The sequence below is a fragment of the Mesorhizobium sp. P2_B11 genome (assembly GCF_056404855.1).
The window spans coordinates 206,394-223,029 of the sequence record NZ_JBFUDF010000001.1 but is presented as its reverse complement, the minus strand read 5'-3'; the positions used below and the strand labels follow the sequence as shown (position 1 = coordinate 223,029).

Annotated in this window: 14 protein-coding genes; 9 read left to right on the top strand and 5 right to left on the bottom strand. The window is 63.6% G+C overall.

All coding sequences use genetic code 11. From position 1 onward, the window contains the following. Nucleotides 1–32 precede the first annotated feature (32 nt). From AC1DYJ_RS00970 to AC1DYJ_RS00960, 3 genes are all read left to right on the top strand, one after another. Entirely contained in the window at nucleotides 33–887 is an 855-nt protein-coding gene (locus AC1DYJ_RS00970; RefSeq protein WP_477279173.1) for a hypothetical protein, read from the top strand. Between the two features lie 78 nt (nucleotides 888–965). Further along, nucleotides 966–1,769 (top strand): isocitrate lyase/PEP mutase family protein, encoded by an 804-nt coding sequence (locus AC1DYJ_RS00965; protein ID WP_477279171.1) that lies wholly within the window; start codon nucleotides 966–968, stop codon nucleotides 1,767–1,769. A 9-nt stretch (nucleotides 1,770–1,778) separates the two neighbouring features. Continuing rightward, nucleotides 1,779–2,777: a proline racemase family protein gene (locus tag AC1DYJ_RS00960; protein WP_477279169.1), complete on the top strand. Its 999-nt coding sequence runs from the start codon at nucleotides 1,779–1,781 to the stop codon at nucleotides 2,775–2,777. Nucleotides 2,778–2,786: 9 nt separating this feature from the next. Here the strand turns inward: AC1DYJ_RS00960 and AC1DYJ_RS00955 are convergent, their stop codons facing one another. Further along, nucleotides 2,787–3,488 (bottom strand): sulfate transporter family protein, encoded by a 702-nt coding sequence (locus AC1DYJ_RS00955; RefSeq protein WP_477279167.1) that lies wholly within the window; start codon nucleotides 3,486–3,488, stop codon nucleotides 2,787–2,789. Nucleotides 3,489–3,558: 70 nt separating this feature from the next. Next, entirely contained in the window at nucleotides 3,559–4,461 is a 903-nt protein-coding gene (locus tag AC1DYJ_RS00950) for a DMT family transporter (protein WP_477279165.1), read from the bottom strand. A 210-nt stretch (nucleotides 4,462–4,671) separates the two neighbouring features. On the opposite strand from AC1DYJ_RS00950, the gene AC1DYJ_RS00945 reads away from it, so the two are divergent. From AC1DYJ_RS00945 to AC1DYJ_RS00935, 3 genes are all read left to right on the top strand, one after another. Next, nucleotides 4,672–5,664, top strand: coding sequence for an adenosine kinase (locus AC1DYJ_RS00945; RefSeq protein WP_477279163.1), 993 nt, complete (start codon nucleotides 4,672–4,674; stop codon nucleotides 5,662–5,664). Nucleotides 5,665–5,924: 260 nt separating this feature from the next. Continuing rightward, complete coding sequence (locus tag AC1DYJ_RS00940; protein WP_477279161.1) at nucleotides 5,925–6,638, top strand: antitoxin Xre/MbcA/ParS-like domain-containing protein; 714 nt, start codon at nucleotides 5,925–5,927, stop codon at nucleotides 6,636–6,638. A 377-nt stretch (nucleotides 6,639–7,015) separates the two neighbouring features. Beyond that, nucleotides 7,016–8,179 (top strand): porin, encoded by a 1,164-nt coding sequence (locus AC1DYJ_RS00935; RefSeq protein WP_477425906.1) that lies wholly within the window; start codon nucleotides 7,016–7,018, stop codon nucleotides 8,177–8,179. Nucleotides 8,180–8,275: 96 nt separating this feature from the next. On the opposite strand, the gene AC1DYJ_RS00930 is transcribed toward AC1DYJ_RS00935, so the two are convergent. After that, a complete protein-coding gene (locus tag AC1DYJ_RS00930; protein WP_477279157.1) occupies nucleotides 8,276–9,349 on the bottom strand; it encodes a diguanylate cyclase domain-containing protein in 1,074 nt (357 codons plus the stop codon). A 130-nt stretch (nucleotides 9,350–9,479) separates the two neighbouring features. Next, nucleotides 9,480–11,759 carry an NADP-dependent malic enzyme gene (locus tag AC1DYJ_RS00925; RefSeq protein ID WP_477279155.1) on the bottom strand — a complete coding sequence of 760 codons (2,280 nt, stop codon included), beginning with the start codon at nucleotides 11,757–11,759 and terminating at the stop codon, nucleotides 9,480–9,482. A gap of 254 nt (nucleotides 11,760–12,013) precedes the next feature. Here AC1DYJ_RS00925 and mutS point away from each other — a divergent pair, with 254 nt between their 5' ends. From mutS to AC1DYJ_RS00910, 3 genes are all read left to right on the top strand, one after another. Then, on the top strand, nucleotides 12,014–14,743 hold the full coding sequence (gene mutS / locus AC1DYJ_RS00920) for a DNA mismatch repair protein MutS (RefSeq protein ID WP_477279153.1): 2,730 nt from the start codon (nucleotides 12,014–12,016) through the stop codon (nucleotides 14,741–14,743). A 73-nt stretch (nucleotides 14,744–14,816) separates the two neighbouring features. Further along, nucleotides 14,817–15,281, top strand: a complete 465-nt coding sequence (locus AC1DYJ_RS00915; protein ID WP_477279151.1) for a nuclear transport factor 2 family protein — start codon at nucleotides 14,817–14,819, stop codon at nucleotides 15,279–15,281. A gap of 8 nt (nucleotides 15,282–15,289) precedes the next feature. After that, nucleotides 15,290–15,844 carry a TetR/AcrR family transcriptional regulator gene (locus tag AC1DYJ_RS00910; RefSeq protein ID WP_477279149.1) on the top strand — a complete coding sequence of 185 codons (555 nt, stop codon included), beginning with the start codon at nucleotides 15,290–15,292 and terminating at the stop codon, nucleotides 15,842–15,844. Here AC1DYJ_RS00910 and AC1DYJ_RS00905 read toward each other — a convergent pair whose 3' ends face one another. Further along, a complete protein-coding gene (locus tag AC1DYJ_RS00905; RefSeq protein ID WP_477279147.1) occupies nucleotides 15,845–16,603 on the bottom strand; it encodes an MBL fold metallo-hydrolase in 759 nt (252 codons plus the stop codon). Nucleotides 16,604–16,636 lie beyond the last annotated feature (33 nt).

The following is a 16,636-nucleotide window of genomic DNA, read 5'->3' as shown; positions in this document are numbered from 1 at the left end:
CTAGCGTGCCGCCCGCCAACCCGAGGCCACGCATGAAATCCACCCTGCTTCGCTTCCTCCTCGCCCTTGTGCTGCTGCCGTGCCTGTGGAGGGCCGCTGGCGCGCAAGCTGATGACTATCCGGATCTTGGCAGTGCCATCCCCGGTCATGGCAAAACCACCTATCTCGACCTCGCCCGGATCGTCATTCCCGACCTGACCGGAGACAGCAACGGCTTCTACAGAGGTGGATTGCCGATCGACATGCGCCATATCGAAGGTCATGATTCCGGCGGCTCGCCGCCCGACACGGCGGGTTTTTCCGGTGCCGGCGCGCTCGCCATCAAGGCTGGCGGCAAGGACCGGCTGGCCATGCTGTTCGACCTCGGCGACTCTTCCGACAGCGCCGAAGGCTATGCGGTGCTGGCGCTCTACGACATCACCGGCAAGCCCGCACTGCTCGATGCCGTCAATGTCGCCGTCGACCGCAGCACCTCGTTTCGCGAACCCGGCAAGCTGTCTATCGACACCGGCGATGACGTGCTCATCACCACCAGCACGCATTTCAATTCGAGCCAGGGCTATGTCATCACACCGCTGATCATGATCCGCAACGACAAGTTCGAACTGGTCGACATGATCTATACGTTCGACGAGAACCTCTGCGCCTACAGGCGCACGCAGGATGTGGCGTTCCAGGCGATCGCCGACGAACAGCCTTATGCCGCGATCAAAGTGACGGTGACGGATGCCACGGCACCCAGCGACGAAAGCTGTGACGAGCAACCGCCCGAGGCTCAATCTCACGCGATTTCCGTCACCTATCACTGGGACAAGAAGACGTCGCACTACGTCAAGGATTCCGACGCGTTGGACAAATTGGCAGGAGAGAACGCCAAACGCTTCTGAGCCAACCGCATTCGTTTGCCCGGTGCATTTTGGCACGATAGAATCCGACCCACAGTTCCGCACATGAAGGGAAGCACCATGGACAAGGGCAAGATCTTTCGCGACCTGCACGCCTCGACCTTCGTCATGCCCAATCCCTGGGATGTCGGCACGACCAAGCTTCTGGCCTCCTTTGGCTTCAAGGCGCTGGCGACGACCAGCGCCGGCTTTGCCTTTTCGCGCGGCCTGCCCGACGGCGCGGTGACGTTCGAGGCGATGATCCACCATTGCCGCGAGCTGACGGCGGCCACCAGCCTGCCGGTCTCGGCCGATCTCGAGAAGGGCAAGGGCGACAGCGCCGAGCAGGCGGGCGAAACCATTTTCGCGGCCGCAGCGGCAGGCCTCGCCGGCTGCTCGATCGAGGACCATACGGGCGATCCGGACAAGCCGATCTACGAGTTTTCGCACGCCGTCGAGCGCGTCGCCGCGGCAGCGGAAGCCGCACGGGCGCTCAAGCACGATTTCGTCTTCACCGCGCGGGCCGAGAATTTCCTCTGGGACAGGCCTGACCTCGACGACACCATCAAGCGGCTGCAAGCCTTCGAAAAGGCCGGCGCCGACGTGCTTTATGCGCCTGGCCTGAGCGATGTCGAAACGATCCAGAAAGTCTGCTCAGCAGTGAGCAGACCGGTCAATGTCATGGCGCTGCCAAGCTTCACCATCGCCGACCTCGCCATGGCCGGTGTCAAGCGCATCTCGCTCGGGCCGTGGCTGACAAATTTCGCCTTCGGCATGCTGGAAACGGCGGCGCGCGAAATCCAGCAGGACGGCACGTTCGGCTTCACCCGCGCCGCCATGCCGTTCGGCAAGCTGCAGGCGCTGTTTTCCAAATCCTCAGGCTAAGGTTCCCGAATGACGCTCACCGTCGTCGACATGCACACCGGCGGCGAGCCGCTCAGGGTCATTACCGGCGGCTATCCAGATATCCCCAAGGGCACGATCCTGGAAAAGCGCGCCTATGTGCGCGACAATCTGGATCATTTGCGCAAGCTGCTGATCTTCGAGCCGCGCGGCCACTACGACATGTATGGCGCGCTGCTGGTCGAACCCGACCTGCCTGGCGCCGACCTCGCCGTGCTGTTCATGCACAATGAGGGCTACTCGACGATGTGCGGCCACGCCATCATCGCGCTCGGCCGCTATGCCGTCGATGAAGGCCTGGTCGAGCGGCGCGAGCCGGTGACGATTGTCAACATCGAGGCGCCTTGCGGCCTGGTCGTCGCTTCGGTGGAGGTCAGGGATGGCAAAGCCGGTGCCGTGTCGTTCGAGAGCGTGCCGGCCTTCCTGTTTGCCCGCGACCAGAAAATCGAACTGGCAGGATACGGCACCATCGCCTTCGACGTCGCCTATGGTGGCGCCTTCTATGCGCTGGCCGACTGTCATCAATTCGCTCTGGAATTCGGCCGCAGCCGGGTGCGGGATTTCGTTGATGCGGCAACCGCGCTGACCGAACGGCTGAAGGCGGAGTTCCCGCTGTCACATCCCGACCATGCCGATCTCGCTTTTCTCTACGGCACCATTCTGACCGACGGGCACGATGCGTTTTCCGGCGAGGCGACGAAAAATGTCTGCGTGTTCGCCGATGCCGAGGTCGACCGTTCGCCGACCGGCTCCGGCGTGACCGCGCGGCTGGCGGCGATGCATGCCAAGGGCGAGATCGACCTTGGCCGGGAGCGGACCTTCGAAAGCATCGCCGGCTCGCGCTTTTCCGGCGCGGCGGCGCGTACCACCAAAGCCGGGCCGCATGAGGCCATCATCGCACGCGTCGGCGGCCGCGCCTATTATTCGGGGCGGGCCGAATTCACCGTCGAGCCTGACGATGAACTTGGGCGCGGGTTTCTATTGCGTTGAGCAAGCCGCCTATCGCCTGGCGTTTTCCCGCGCGCCAACCGCCTTGTGCAGATGCACCATCATGGCGGCGGCGAAGAGCGGCGTCAAAAGGTTGAGCAGCGGCACGGCGAGGAAGGCGGCGATGAGCAGCCCGGCCAGAAACACCGTGCCGGCGTATTTCCTGCGCAACGCCCTCGCCTCGGCTTCGGGGCGAAAGCGCATGGCGGCAAATTCGAAGAATTCGCGGCCGAGCAGGTAGCCGTTGACGATGAAGAAGGCGGCGATGTTGATGCCCGGCACCAGCAGAAGCAGCAGGGCGACGATGTTGCCCGCTACAACGACGCCGAGGAATTTTATCGACAGCACCAGCGAACGCAGCGCCGGCATGGCCCTGCCGGCCGGGTCGTCAGGAAAGTCGGTGCGCTCGACCACTTCGGCGATGTCGTCGAGAAACAGGCCGGCAACGATTGCCGTCACCGGAGCAATCAGCAGCGCCATGCCGAAGGCAAGCGCGACGGCCGCGATGATGCCGCTCAACCATCCGGCCCAGGACGGCAGGCCAGGCAACAGGGAGTGGACCCACGGCAGGGCCAGCCAATCGACAACACCGGTCAAAGCGAACCACAAAGCGACCAGCGCCAGCACGGTCAACCCAAGTGTCTTCAGGAAAACCGCGCGGAATTCGGGAGAGAACAGCCGACTGAGGGCAGCGCGGGCAGCGTCAAGAATCACAGGGCGCCTCCAACCTCGGTCGAAATGGACATCTCCGAGATAGGCTGAGACCGCTTGGGCCGCAAGGTTGCTAGCGCGCCAGCACCCGCGAACGGGCGGGAATGGTCATCGCCGCGACGCCGGCGACGACGCAACCCATGCCCCAGAACGCCGTCGGCCCCAGGCTTTCACCGAGGAACAGGACACCGATGCCGACGCCGATCGGCACGCGCAGATAGGCTTGCGAGGTCGTGCCGACCGAACCCAGCGTGTGGATGAGGCGGAAGAAGATGCAGAAGGCCAGCGCCGTCGAGAACACCGACAAGGCCAGCAAGGCCAGGATCGACGCCATTGAAGGCGACAGCGTCCACGGGCGGTCGACCACAAGGCTCAAGGGGACGAGGATGACCGCGCCGCACAGCATCGAACCGGCGGCCGGCAGCATCGGGTCGAGTCCCCTGAAGCCGCGGCCGAAAATGGCGGCACCGGCATAGCAGATCGTCGCAGCGACGACGGCAAGCTGCGCCCACAATTGATGGCCGAGACCGCCAAGTGCCTGGGTGCCGACGATCAGGCAAATGCCGGCTATGCCCGCGCCGACGCCGAACAGCTTGCGTGCGGTCACCTGCTCGTGGCGGGTGATGAGCGCGGTCAGCAGGAAGGTGAAGATCGGCGATGTCGCGTTGAGGATGGTGGCGAGGCCGGCATCGATGGAGCGCTCGGCGGCGGCGATMAGCGTGAACGGCACGACGCTGTTCAGGCAGGCCTGGACCATGAAACGCCACCAGGTCGCGGCGTCCTTCGGCATGGAGAGGCCGCGCCAGCGGATCAGCGCGAGCAGGATGCCGCCGGCGATCAAGGTGCGGGCCGCGATGAAGGTGATCGGCGGGATCGTCTCGACGCCGATCTTGATGAATGTATAGGACGCGCCCCACAGAGCGGCCAGCACGCCAAGCAGCGCCAGTTCGGTGGTCATGTCGGTCTTTGCTTGCATGGTCCGCCAGCGCCTTCAATGGTTGCGATCGAGGCCTTTTAGTCCGGGAAGCGGACGAGATGCTTCGATGGCGATGCAACTGTAGCCGCACATCTCTGTGGCGCGCATGGTCCAGTTCGATTTGACGGCTAGGCAAAGCGATCTCAAATCGCTAGACCCGCGCCCGGCCGGCATGGCAGAAAGCCGGCAGGTTCCAAGGCGGAGACATTGATGCCGGATTATGACGTGCTTTGCATCGGCAATGCCATTGTCGACATCATCGCCCAGTGCGACGACGCTTTTCTCGAGACCAACGGCATCATCAAGGGTGCGATGAACCTCATCGACACCAAGCGCGCCGAGTTGCTCTACAGCCGCATGGGGCCGGCGATCGAGGCGTCCGGCGGCAGCGCCGGCAATACGGCGGCAGGCATCGCCAGCTTCGGCGGCCGCGCCGCCTTCTTCGGCAAGGTTTCGAACGACCCGCTCGGCGAAATCTATGCCCATGACATCCACGCCCAGGGCGTCGCCTTCGACACCAAACCGCTCCAGGGCCAGCCGCCAACGGCGCGCTCGATGATCTTCGTCACCCCCGATGGCGAACGCTCGATGAACACCTATCTCGGCGCCTGCGTCGAACTCGGCCCGGAAGACGTCGAGGCCGACAAGGCCTCGGGCGCCAAGGTCACTTATTTCGAAGGCTATCTGTGGGATCCGCCACGCGCCAAGGAGGCGATCCGGCAGACGGCAAAGCTAGCTCACGCGGCCGGGCGCGAAGTGTCGATGACGCTGTCGGATTCGTTCTGCGTCGACCGCTACCGCGACGAGTTCCTCGAGCTGATGCGCTCGGGCACTGTCGACATCGTCTTTGCCAACAGCCACGAGATCAAGTCGCTCTACCAGACGAAGTCCTTCGACGAGGCGCTGGAGGCTATTCGCAAGGACTGCAAGATCGCCGCAGTCACCCGCTCGGAAAAGGGCTCAGTGATCGTGCGCGGCGAGGAGACCGTCACCATCCAGGCGACGACGATCCGTGAACTGGTCGACACCACCGGCGCCGGTGACCTCTACGCCGCCGGTTTCCTCTACGGCTACACTGCGGGGCGCAGCCTGAAGGATTGCGGCGATCTCGGCTCGCTGGCCGCCGGGCTGGTGATCCAGCAGCTCGGGCCGCGGCCGCGGCAGAATCTGCGCAGCGCGGCCCAACTGGCCGGACTGCTGTAGTCCCGCTGCGTCACCTCTGACGAGGCATCAAACGACGCCTCTGTCGTGCGCTTGTCACAGAGCAGACCTACACGCACAGTGAGGCGTCTCGCGACTGACATTTCGAGGCGCCCCACAGACAGTTGGGGTGTCAAAATGCAAGACAGCAACCGGTCAGGTCGCTGCGTCTGTCGTTACTGCGTTTTCCGCTTTCCACTGTAGCCCGTTTCAACAACCGGCCGCAGCCTGGGAGGAGAGCGCGTGGCCAGCAAGACAGATGCATGACCAGATTTCAAAACCCGACGGACGGGATCTCGCAAGAAGCGCTGGCAGGCCTGGTGGCCGAGGCGGTTCAGCAGGCGCTGGTTCAGCACGGCATCACTTTGGATACCCAGGCACTGGCCTCAGCCAGCGCTATTGCGGGCAGCGTCGCCGCCGGCCTGACTTTCCTTTCGCAGACGCAACGGTTTGCCATCGAGACCATCAAGGGCGAATGGACCACGCTCGCCACCGAATTCGTCCAGTCGATAGCGGACAAGGCAGCGCGCCGAGGCACGACGACCAGCAATGTTGGCGCGGTTGACGAGCCAGCTCCCGCGGGCGATCCAGACAAGCCCGCCCCTCTCCTGCCCAGAGAGCGGATGGTTCAGTCGATGCTGATCGAGGACTGGGCCGGCGAGGTCGCCGGGTCGACCTATCTGGAAGAGAAGCTTCGCATCCCGCGCTCGACATTGCATCGCTGGCAAAGGCGCAGCGAAGTCATTGCGCTGCGCAAAGGCGGCCGCAAGCATGTCTTCCCGCTGGCCCAGTTCGTCGACGGCAGGCCGGCTGCAGGAATCAGCGAGGTGCTGTCGGCGATCGCCAATCCGAGGCTTGCCTGGTTCTGGCTGAACCGCGCCGCCCCGGAACTGGGCGGCCGCATCCCGATCGAGATGCTCAAGCAGGACATGGTGCAAGACGTCGTGTCGGCCGCGCGCGATTTTTCGCCGGCCTGATTACCGCTCCGATCGGGAACGACCGGCTGATCACGCCTCGCGTTACTAAGCCAGTTAAATTCATTTCACAAAACAGTCATAATCGAATTTTCAGGGCATATCTCGCCACATATTCCCATGTATCTCCGTCTCTTATGTACCGATTGTGCCAATTGTGCCATATTGTCAAATATATGACGTGATAATTGCGCAACAATACTTTTTGAAGAGTCGGAAAGCCGCTTTTGGGACACAATCTCTGTTGATCGCCGCCGCTGCATAGGCCATGTCGAAGGCGAGAGCACGGCGCGATGCGCGGCTTTCAATATGGGGTGAAGCGGCAGGCCCAAGCGCCGTGTCCGACCTGAATTTGAACCTTTGACTGGAGATTCAAGAAAATGAACATCAAGAGCCTTCTTCTCGGCTCCGCTGCGGCCCTGATCGCAGTTTCGGGCGCGCGCGCCGCCGACGCGGTCGTCGTCGCCGAGCCGGAACCGGCCGAATACGTCAAGATCTGCGACGTCTACGGCGCCGGCTATTTCTACATCCCCGGCACCGAGACCTGCCTGCGCATCGGCGGTTATATCCGCTACGACATCGGCGGCGGCGACGTCGGCTCGTTCGACGGCGCGACCAGCGACGACCACCAGGATGGCAACAGCAACGACACCTGGCGCAAGAACGCCCGCTTCACGCTGAAGACCTGGACCGGCCAGGAAACCGAACTCGGCACCTTGAAGACCTACACCGAGACCCGCTTCAACTTCGGCAACCGTCAGGCTGATGTCGGTGCGGATGGCCCTGGCGGCGACATCAATGCGGCTGGCAATGCCGCCACCGTCTCGCTGCGCTACGCCTATATCCAGCTCGGTGGCCTGCGCGTCGGTAAGGACGACACGGCTTTCGATACGTTCACCAACTATGCCGGCTCCGTCATCCAGGATACGCTGGTCCCCTACGGCGGGCAGGAGAGCAATGTCGTCCAGTACTACTTCGACGCAGGCAGCGGCTTCTCGGGCGTGATCTCGCTCGAAGAAGGCGCGGGCTTCCACACGATCGACAGCTATGTTCCGCATGTCGTCGGCGGCTTGAAGTACAAGGGCGACTGGGGCGCGGTCACGGGCGTCATCTCCTATGATAGCAACTACGAGGAAGTGGCGGGCAAGGTCCGTTTGGACGTCAACGTCAGCAAGGAGTTCACGCTGTTCGTCATGGGCGGCTATGGTACGGACGATAACCTCACAGACGACGCGGGCAACGCTTTCGATGCTCACGGCCGCGGCTTCTACAAGCAGTGGGGCGGCAACTGGGCAATCTGGGGCGGCGGCACCTATAAGTTCAACGAAAAGACCGCGTTCAACGCCCAGGTGTCTTATGACGACTGGAAGAACCTCGGCATCGCTGCAAACGTTGCCTATACCGTTGTGCCCGGCTTTACGGTCACGGCTGAAGTCGATTACCTTAATGCCGGCAAGTTCGGCGATGCCGACTTCAACAACTGGACCAAGGCCACCAAGAAGAGCAACGTCGGCGGCATTCTCCGCTTCCAGCGCTCGTTCTGATCGACCTGTCTCGACAAAAAGGCCCGCAGCACGTCGCTGCGGGCCTTTTTCATTCGAGTACCGGGGGTTGCTGTTTCGTCGCGATAAGCGCTTCGCTCAGGCGGACTGGCGAAGCTCGCCGGCTTCGGACCCCAAAGCGTCGGTGGTGACCAGCCGGTCGCGACCGCTTTTCTTGCCGATGTACATGAGCCGGTCGGCAAGCGCGACCAGCGCGTCCGGATCGGCAGCCTCCGTCGGATAGACCGCAACGCCGACAGTGCAGCCGACATGGATGTCGCCACCCGGAGCGGGAACCTTGATGCGCAGCCGCTCAAGCACGCGCTCCGCCACGCGCACGGCCTTCGCCCTGGCCTGATCCGCGTTCCCCGAAAACAGAAAGGCGAACTCGTCGCCGCCAAGGCGCGCGACGAAATCAGCGCTGCGCAGGATGGCGCGTAGCTTGTCCGACACGCGCTGCAGCAACGCATCGCCGGCCTCGTGGCCGAGCGTGTCGTTGACCTCCTTGAACCGGTCGAGGTCGATGAACAACAGGCCGGCCGCATCGCCGGAGCCGGCGCAACGGTCGATCACCGATTTCAGTTCGTTGTGGAAGGCGCGCCGGTTGGGCAGGTCGGTCAGCGCATCGTGGTTAGCCGAATGGTCGCTCTGCTGTTTGGCGAGCTCGATCTCGCGCTTTTGCGCCGAGAGCTCCTCATTGGCGGCCTTGAGCTCCAAAAGCAGCTCGGCATTGAGATCCTCGACGACCTTGCGGTCGCTGATGTCGACGACGAAGCCTTCGAGGAATTCGAGTTCGCCAGCCTCGTCCCAGACGCCGCCACCGATCTCTCGAACCCAGAGCGGCTCGCCGACCTGCGGCACGATGCGGTAATCGACGTTCCAGTTGCAGCGCGCCTCGATCGCCGTGTCGACGGCGGCATAGACGGCGGCGAGATCGTCCGGGTGGATGGCCGAGACATAGTCGCGCACCGCGTTGTGGATGAAATCGCTCGGCCGGTAGCCGCTGACGGTGAAGATGCCATCGCTGATATAGAGCATCGTGTAGGACGCATCGTTGCGGCAACGGTAAAGGTAGCCGTCCATGCGGCCGGTGATGCTGAGCAGCGCGTCCAGCCGCTCGTCGTGGTAGCCCCCCTGGCCAACCTCGGATGCAGAAACCCCGTCATGCTGCATGGCCGCACCCCCAAGTTAGCGGTCTGAGCGCGCCGTTGATGCCGTTACGGCAAGTCGGCAAGAGGGGTTTTATATCAGCTGAGTATTATCAATCTCTTATGGGGTGGGCGCTCGTATGCGCACCACTCCCTCAATTGCTTGCCGTGTAGGCCGCAATCGCGGCCATGTTGACGATATCGCTGTCCTTGGCGTTCAGCGAAACGATCTGCACCGGCTTGTTCAATCCAACCAGCAGCGGGCCGATGACGGTCGAGCCGCCGAGTTCCTGCAGCATCTTGGTCGAGATCGAAGCCGAGTGGAACGCCGGCATGATCAGCACATTGGCAGGGCCAGTCAGCCTGATGAACGGATACTGCGCCATGGCGCGCGCATTGAGCGCGACATCGGCGGCCATTTCGCCGTCGTACTCGAAATCGACGCGGCGTTTGTCGAGGATGCGCACGGCTTCCTGGACGCGCTCGGAACGCTCGCCCTGCGGATGGCCGAAGGTGGAATAGGCGAGCATGGCGAGGCGCGGCTCATAGCCCATGCGGCGGGCGAAACCGGCCGCCTCCTCGGCGATGTCGGCGATCTGCTCGGCATTGGGCATGTCGTGCACGGCGGTGTCGGCGACGAGCACCGTTTTGCCCCGCGCCAGCACGATCGACACGCCGATGACGCGGTGGCCGGGCTTGGCGTCGATGATGCGGCGGATGTCGTCGAGCGCGGTCGAATAGTTGCGGGTGACACCGGTGACAATGCCGTCGGCATCGCCCAGCGCCACCATGCAAGCGGCAAAATGGTTGCGATCATTGTTGATCAGCCGCTGGCAGTCACGAAACAGGAAGCCTTTGCGCTGCATGCGCTCATAGAGAAAGTCGGTGTAGATGCCGTTGCGGCGCGACAGGCGGGCATTGATGATCTCGATGCCTTGCTTGTTGAGGTCGATGCCGGCGTGCCTGGCATTCTCCTTGATGATGTCGTCGCGGCCGAGCAGGATTGCGGTGCCAAGCTTCTGGTTCACATAGGAGACGGCGGCGCGCATCACCTGCTCCTCCTCGCCCTCGGCAAAGACGATGCGCTTGGGCTGGCGGCGCACGCGGTCGTAGATGCGCTGCAAGGTGGAGGCGATCGGGTCGCGGCGGGCGGACAGCTCCTGCGCATAGCGGTCGAGATCGAGGATTGGCTTGCGGGCGACGCCCGACTCCATCGCCGCCTTGGCCACCGCGAGCGGGATGGCCGAGATCAGACGCGGATCGAACGGCACCGGAATGATGTAGTTGGGGCCGAACTTCGGCCGGTTGCCTTGGTAGGCGGCCGCGACATCGTCGGGCACGTCCTTGCGCGCCAGTTCGGCCAGCGCCCGGGCCGCGGCAATCTTCATGTCGTCATTGATGGTGGTGGCCCTGACATCCAGCGCGCCGCGGAAGATGTAGGGGAAGCCCAGCACATTGTTGACCTGGTTCGGATAGTCGGAACGCCCGGTGGCCATGATGGCGTCGGTGCGAATCTCGGCCACTTCCTCCGGCGTGATCTCCGGATCGGGATTGGCCATGGCGAAGATGATCGGGTTCTTGGCCATCGACTGCACCATCTTGGTGGTCAACGCGCCCTTGGCCGACAGGCCGAGGAAGACATCGGCACCATCCAGCGCCTCGGCCAGGCTGCGCGTGTCGGTCTTGACCGCATGCGCCGATTTCCACTGGTTCATGCCTTCGGTGCGGCCCTGGAAGACCACACCCTTGGTGTCGCACAGGATGATGTTTTCCGGCGCAAAGCCCATCGCCTTCATCAGCTCGATGCAGGCGATGCCGGCGGCACCGGCGCCGTTGCAGACCATTTTCGTGGTCTTCATGTCGCGGCCGGTGATTTCCAGCGCGTTGATCAATCCGGCGGCGGAGATGATGGCGGTGCCGTGCTGGTCGTCATGGAAGACCGGGATGTCCATCAGCTCGCGCAGCCGCTGCTCGATGATGAAGCATTCCGGCGCCTTGATGTCCTCGAGGTTGATGCCGCCGAAGGACGGACCGAGGAAGCGCACGCAATTGATGAACTCGTCGGCATCCTCGGTATCGACCTCGAGATCGATGGAATCGACATCGGCGAAACGCTTGAACAGCACCGCCTTGCCTTCCATCACCGGCTTGGAGGCCAGCGCACCGAGATTGCCAAGGCCGAGAATGGCGGTGCCGTTGGAGATGACAGCGACCATGTTGCCGCGCGTGGTATAATCGAAGGCACGGCTGGGGTCCTCGGCGATGGCCAAGACCGGAACCGCGACGCCAGGCGAATAGGCGAGGCTCAAATCGCGCTGCGTCGCCATCGGCTTGGTGGCGACGACCTCCAGCTTGCCAGGGCGGCCCATGGCGTGGAATTCCAGCGCCTCCTGGGCGCTGACGGACGGGCCGCTGTTTTCGGTTTTCTTGGCCATGATGCTCTTGATTTCCTCGCCGGTGCCGGACCCTTGAGACGGGCGCGTGTTTTTGACCTTCCGGATTAAGGCTACACGCCAGCGCTGTAAACCGCCAAGCGATCTTCACACCGGCCGCGCAAAATCTCGAACTCGGGCAAGGTCAAGTTGGCGGGGGCACAGACTCGCCGCAAGCCGTCACTGAAGCCAAGTCGTCCCCTGTTTTCGAAGCAGCCGGCATTAAACCGCCCGGCCACATCTGCTAGCGTGCCGGCATGAACATGCACACTTCAGCAGAAACCGACGCCCCCGAGGTGACACCGCCTGCCCCCACCGTCGGCGCCACGCCGATGATGGAGCAGTATATCGAGATCAAGGCGGCGAACCCGGATTCGCTGCTGTTTTATCGCATGGGCGATTTCTACGAGCTGTTCTTCGACGACGCCGAGAAGGCCAGCCGTGCGTTGGGCATCGTTTTGACAAAGCGCGGCAAGCACCAGGGCAACGACATCCCGATGTGCGGCGTGCCGGTGCATGCGGCCGACGACTATCTGCAGAAGCTGATCGGGCAAGGATTCCGCGTTGCCGTCTGCGAGCAGATCGAGGACCCGGCGGAAGCCAGGAAGCGCGGCGGCAAATCGGTGGTGCGCCGCGACGTCGTGCGGCTGGTGACGCCCGGCACCATCACCGAGGACAAATTGCTGGCGCCGTCGGAATCGAGTTTCCTGATGGCGCTGGGACGGGTGAAGGGCGGCAGCAGCGATCACGCCTTTGCACTCGCCTGGATCGAGATCTCGACCGGCGTCTTCCGCGTTGCCGAGACCACGGCCGACCGGCTGCTGGCCGATGTCTTCCGCGTCGACCCGCGCGAGCTGATCGTCGCCGAGCCGGTGTTTTACGATCCCGAGTTGAAGCCTGTGTTCGACGTCATCGGCCGTGTTGCCAGCCCACAGCCGCCTTCGCTGTTCGATTCGGCCTCGGCGGCAGGGCGCATCGCGCGTTTCTTCGAAGTGGCGACGCCGGACAGTTTCGGCGCCTTCTCGCGCGCCGAATTGTCGGCGATCTCCGGCGCCATCGCCTATGTTGAAAAGACGCAGAAAGCCGAGCGGCCGCCACTGTCACGTCCCGAGCGCGAAGAGCAGGGATCGACGCTGTTCATCGATCCGGCGACGCGCGGCAATCTGGAGCTGTTGCGCACGCTGTCGGGCAGCCGCGACGGCTCGCTGTTCAAGGCGATCGACCGAACGGTGACCGGCGGCGGCGCAAGGCTCTTGGCCGACCGGCTGATGGCGCCGCTGACCGATCCTGCGGCGATTGCCGCCAGGCTCGATTCGGTGTCGTTCTTCCGCGCCGAGACACGGCTCTGCCAGGCGGTACGGTCAAGCCTGAAAAGCGTTGCCGACATGCCGCGGGCGTTGTCGCGGCTGGCGCTCAACCGTGGCGGGCCGCGCGACCTCGGCGCGCTGCGCGCCGGTTTCGAGGCGGCCGGCGCAATTGCCGAAATCTTCGCCACCACCACCTTGCCCCATGAATTGGCGGAAGCACTTGCTGCTATCCAAGCGTTGCCTGCCGCGCTTGCCCAGCACCTGATGCAGGCACTCGGCGATGAACTGCCACTACTTCGGCGCGACGGCGGCTTCGTGCGCGGCGATTACCATGCCGAACTCGACGAAATGCGGGCGCTGCGTGATGAATCGCGCAAGGTGATTGCCGGGCTGGAGCGCTCGCTGATCGAGGAGACCGGCATCCGCTCGCTGAAAATCCGGCACAACAATGTGTTGGGTTATTACATCGAGGTGACCGCCAACCACCATTCGATCATGACCGGCAGCGATGGCGCCAAGGCGCGCTTCATCCATCGCCAGACCATGGCCAACGCGATGCGCTTCACCACGACCGAGCTTGCCGAGCTCGAGACCAAGATCGCCAATGCCGCCGACCGGGCGCTGAGCATCGAGCTCGCCGCTTTCGACACGCTGACGGCCGAGGCGGTCGGCGAAGCACAGGCGATCCGCGCCGGCGCGGATGCACTCGCCGTGCTCGACGTGTCGGCAGCGCTTGCGCTGTTGTCGGAGAGCGAAGCCTGGTGCCGGCCGCTGGTCGATGCCAGCCTTGCCTTCGATATTTCATGCGGACGCCATCCCGTGGTGGAACAGGCGCTGCGTCGCTCGGGCGAAGGGCCGTTCGTCGCCAATGATTGCGATCTGTCGCCGCAAGGCGGCGCCAAGGCTGGCGCGATCTGGCTGCTGACCGGTCCCAACATGGGCGGTAAATCGACGTTCCTGCGGCAAAACGCGCTGATCGCCATCCTCGCCCAGACCGGCTCGTTCGTCCCGGCGACATCGGCCCATATTGGCGTCGTCGACCGGCTGTTCTCGCGCGTCGGCGCCTCGGACGATCTGGCGCGCGGCCGCTCGACCTTCATGGTCGAGATGGTCGAGACGGCGGCGATCCTCAACCAGGCCGGCGAACGGGCGCTGGTGATCCTGGACGAGATCGGCCGCGGCACCGCCACTTTCGACGGTCTGTCGATCGCCTGGGCGGCAGTCGAATATCTGCATGAGAAGAACCGCTGCCGGGCGATCTTCGCCACCCATTTCCACGAAATGACGGCGCTGTCCGGCAAGCTGCCGCGGCTCCACAATGTCACCATGCGGGTCAAGGAATGGGAAGGCGACGTGGTTTTTCTGCACGAGGTCGGCAAAGGTGCCGCCGACCGTTCCTACGGCGTGCAGGTGGCACGTCTCGCCGGCCTGCCGGAAGCGGTGGTCGGCCGCGCCAAAGAGGTGCTGCACCAGCTTGAGGAAGGCGAAGTCTCCGGCAAAGCCAACCGGCTGGTCGACGATCTGCCGCTGTTTTCGGTGGCAATGAAGCGGGAAGCACCAAAGCCTGTGACGAGCGACGCACTGGGCGCTGCACTTGGCGAGATCAACCCGGATGAGATGACGCCGCGCGAGGCGCTCGAAGCTCTCTACAAGCTGAAAGGACTGGCGGGAAAACCGTAGTTCGATCCGGCCTTGATTCTATTGTACCGATTGGTACAATACCTCTCATCGCCTTTGCCGATGGGAGAATGATATGAGCCGTCCGCCGCTGCCGCCCTTTACCGCCGAGACCGCCGCGCAAAAGGCGCGTATGGCCGAAGACGCCTGGAACAGCCGCGACGCCGAACGCGTTTCGCTCGCCTATACCGAGGACAGCACCTGGCGTAACCGCGCCGAGTTTGTTTCCGGCCGCAGCGAGATCGTCGGCTTCCTCAAGCGCAAATGGGCGCGCGAGCTCGATTACCGGCTGATCAAGGAGGTCTGGACCTGGAACGACAACCGCATCGCGGTGCGCTTTGCCTATGAATGGCGCGACGACAGCGGCCACTGGTTCCGCTCCTATGGCAATGAGAACTGGGAGTTCGACGCCGCCGGGCTGATGCGTCGGCGCATCGCCAGCATCAATGACCTGCCTATTGCCGAGGCCGAGCGCAAATATCACTGGCCGCTCGGCCGCCGGCCCGACGACCATCCGGGCCTGACCGAACTCGGCCTTTAACCAAGCACATGCGCAGGATCGCGCCCGAGCGCGCCGATCTGCTCTCCGTCATCGGCGAGGTCTTTCGCGAGCATGGCTATGAAGGCGCCAGCCTGGCGCTGATCGGCGCGGCGACCGGCTTGGGCAAAGGCAGCCTCTATCACTTCTTTCCCGGCGGGAAGGAGGAGATGGCAGCGGCTGTGATTGCCCATATTGACGGCTGGTTCGAGGAGAATGTCTTCATACCGTTACAGGATAGGGCGAACCCGCAAGCCGGCATCGAGCGCATGCTGGAGGCGACCGACAGCTATTTCCGCTCAGGCCGCCGGGTCTGCCTGATCGGCGCCTTTGCGCTGGACGAGTCCCGCGATCTCTTCGCCAAGGCGATCAAAAGCTATTTCGGCCGCTGGGTGGCGCATCTCTCGGAAGCACTGGCCCACACCGGACACAGTCCGGCCAAAGCGGGAGAACTCGCCGAAGAGACGGTCGGCGCCATCCAGGGCGCACTCACACTGGCGCGCGCCTTCGACGACACGGCGGTGTTTTCGCGCGCGCTGCAACGGGCGCGGGCGGCGCTTGGCTAACTACAAGGGCTCGAAGCGGAAGCCTGTTTCGGCGCGGGAAACCCGACCTATGCCCGGTGAATCGAGATGCGCGCCGGCGACGTAGCAGTCGTTGTCGGCTGCAAGCGCCAGGATCTGCAGCCGGCTTGCCCGTGCCTGTTCCTGGTCGGCGTCGAACTCCCACGCAATCTCCGGGCGGTCGAACTGAAGCGACGGCACATGCACGATGTCGCCCCAGATCAACAGCGTTTCGCCCCCGCTGACAACGCGAAAGCATGTGTGGCCGGCTTCATGGCCAGGGGTGGCGATCGTATCGATATGCGCGTCAAGGCGCTGCCCAGCGTCGAGAGGCTGGGCGCGGTCGTGGAAGCGTTTCAGCCTCGCCACCTCGCGAAACATGCCGAGCTCAGCACGCGGGACAAGCAGGCGCGAGAGTTGCGGGAAGCCATCCCGGCCATCGGCAAGGATCAGCCCGTGTATATGGTCGAGATGGGTGTGGGTGAAGGCAACTGTCCGTATCCGATCGATGGCGATCTTCGCCTCGCGCAGGGCCTCGGGCAGATGCCCCATTGTCGGGTGCCAGGCGTTCGAGGAGCCCGTGTCGATCAGCGTTATGTCATCGCCGTCATCGATCGCAAAGGCGTTGACCGACAGCCTGAGCGCGCCGTCAACGAGAGACACCTGCGAGGGCAGATCATCGCCGAATGGCCGGTCTCCGGGCTGGCGTAGTCGTCGGACCGGCATGCCGACATAGCCGTCGCGCAGTGACGTGACCGCCATGGCTCCAATTTTGTAGGTGGTGTGACGAGGCCC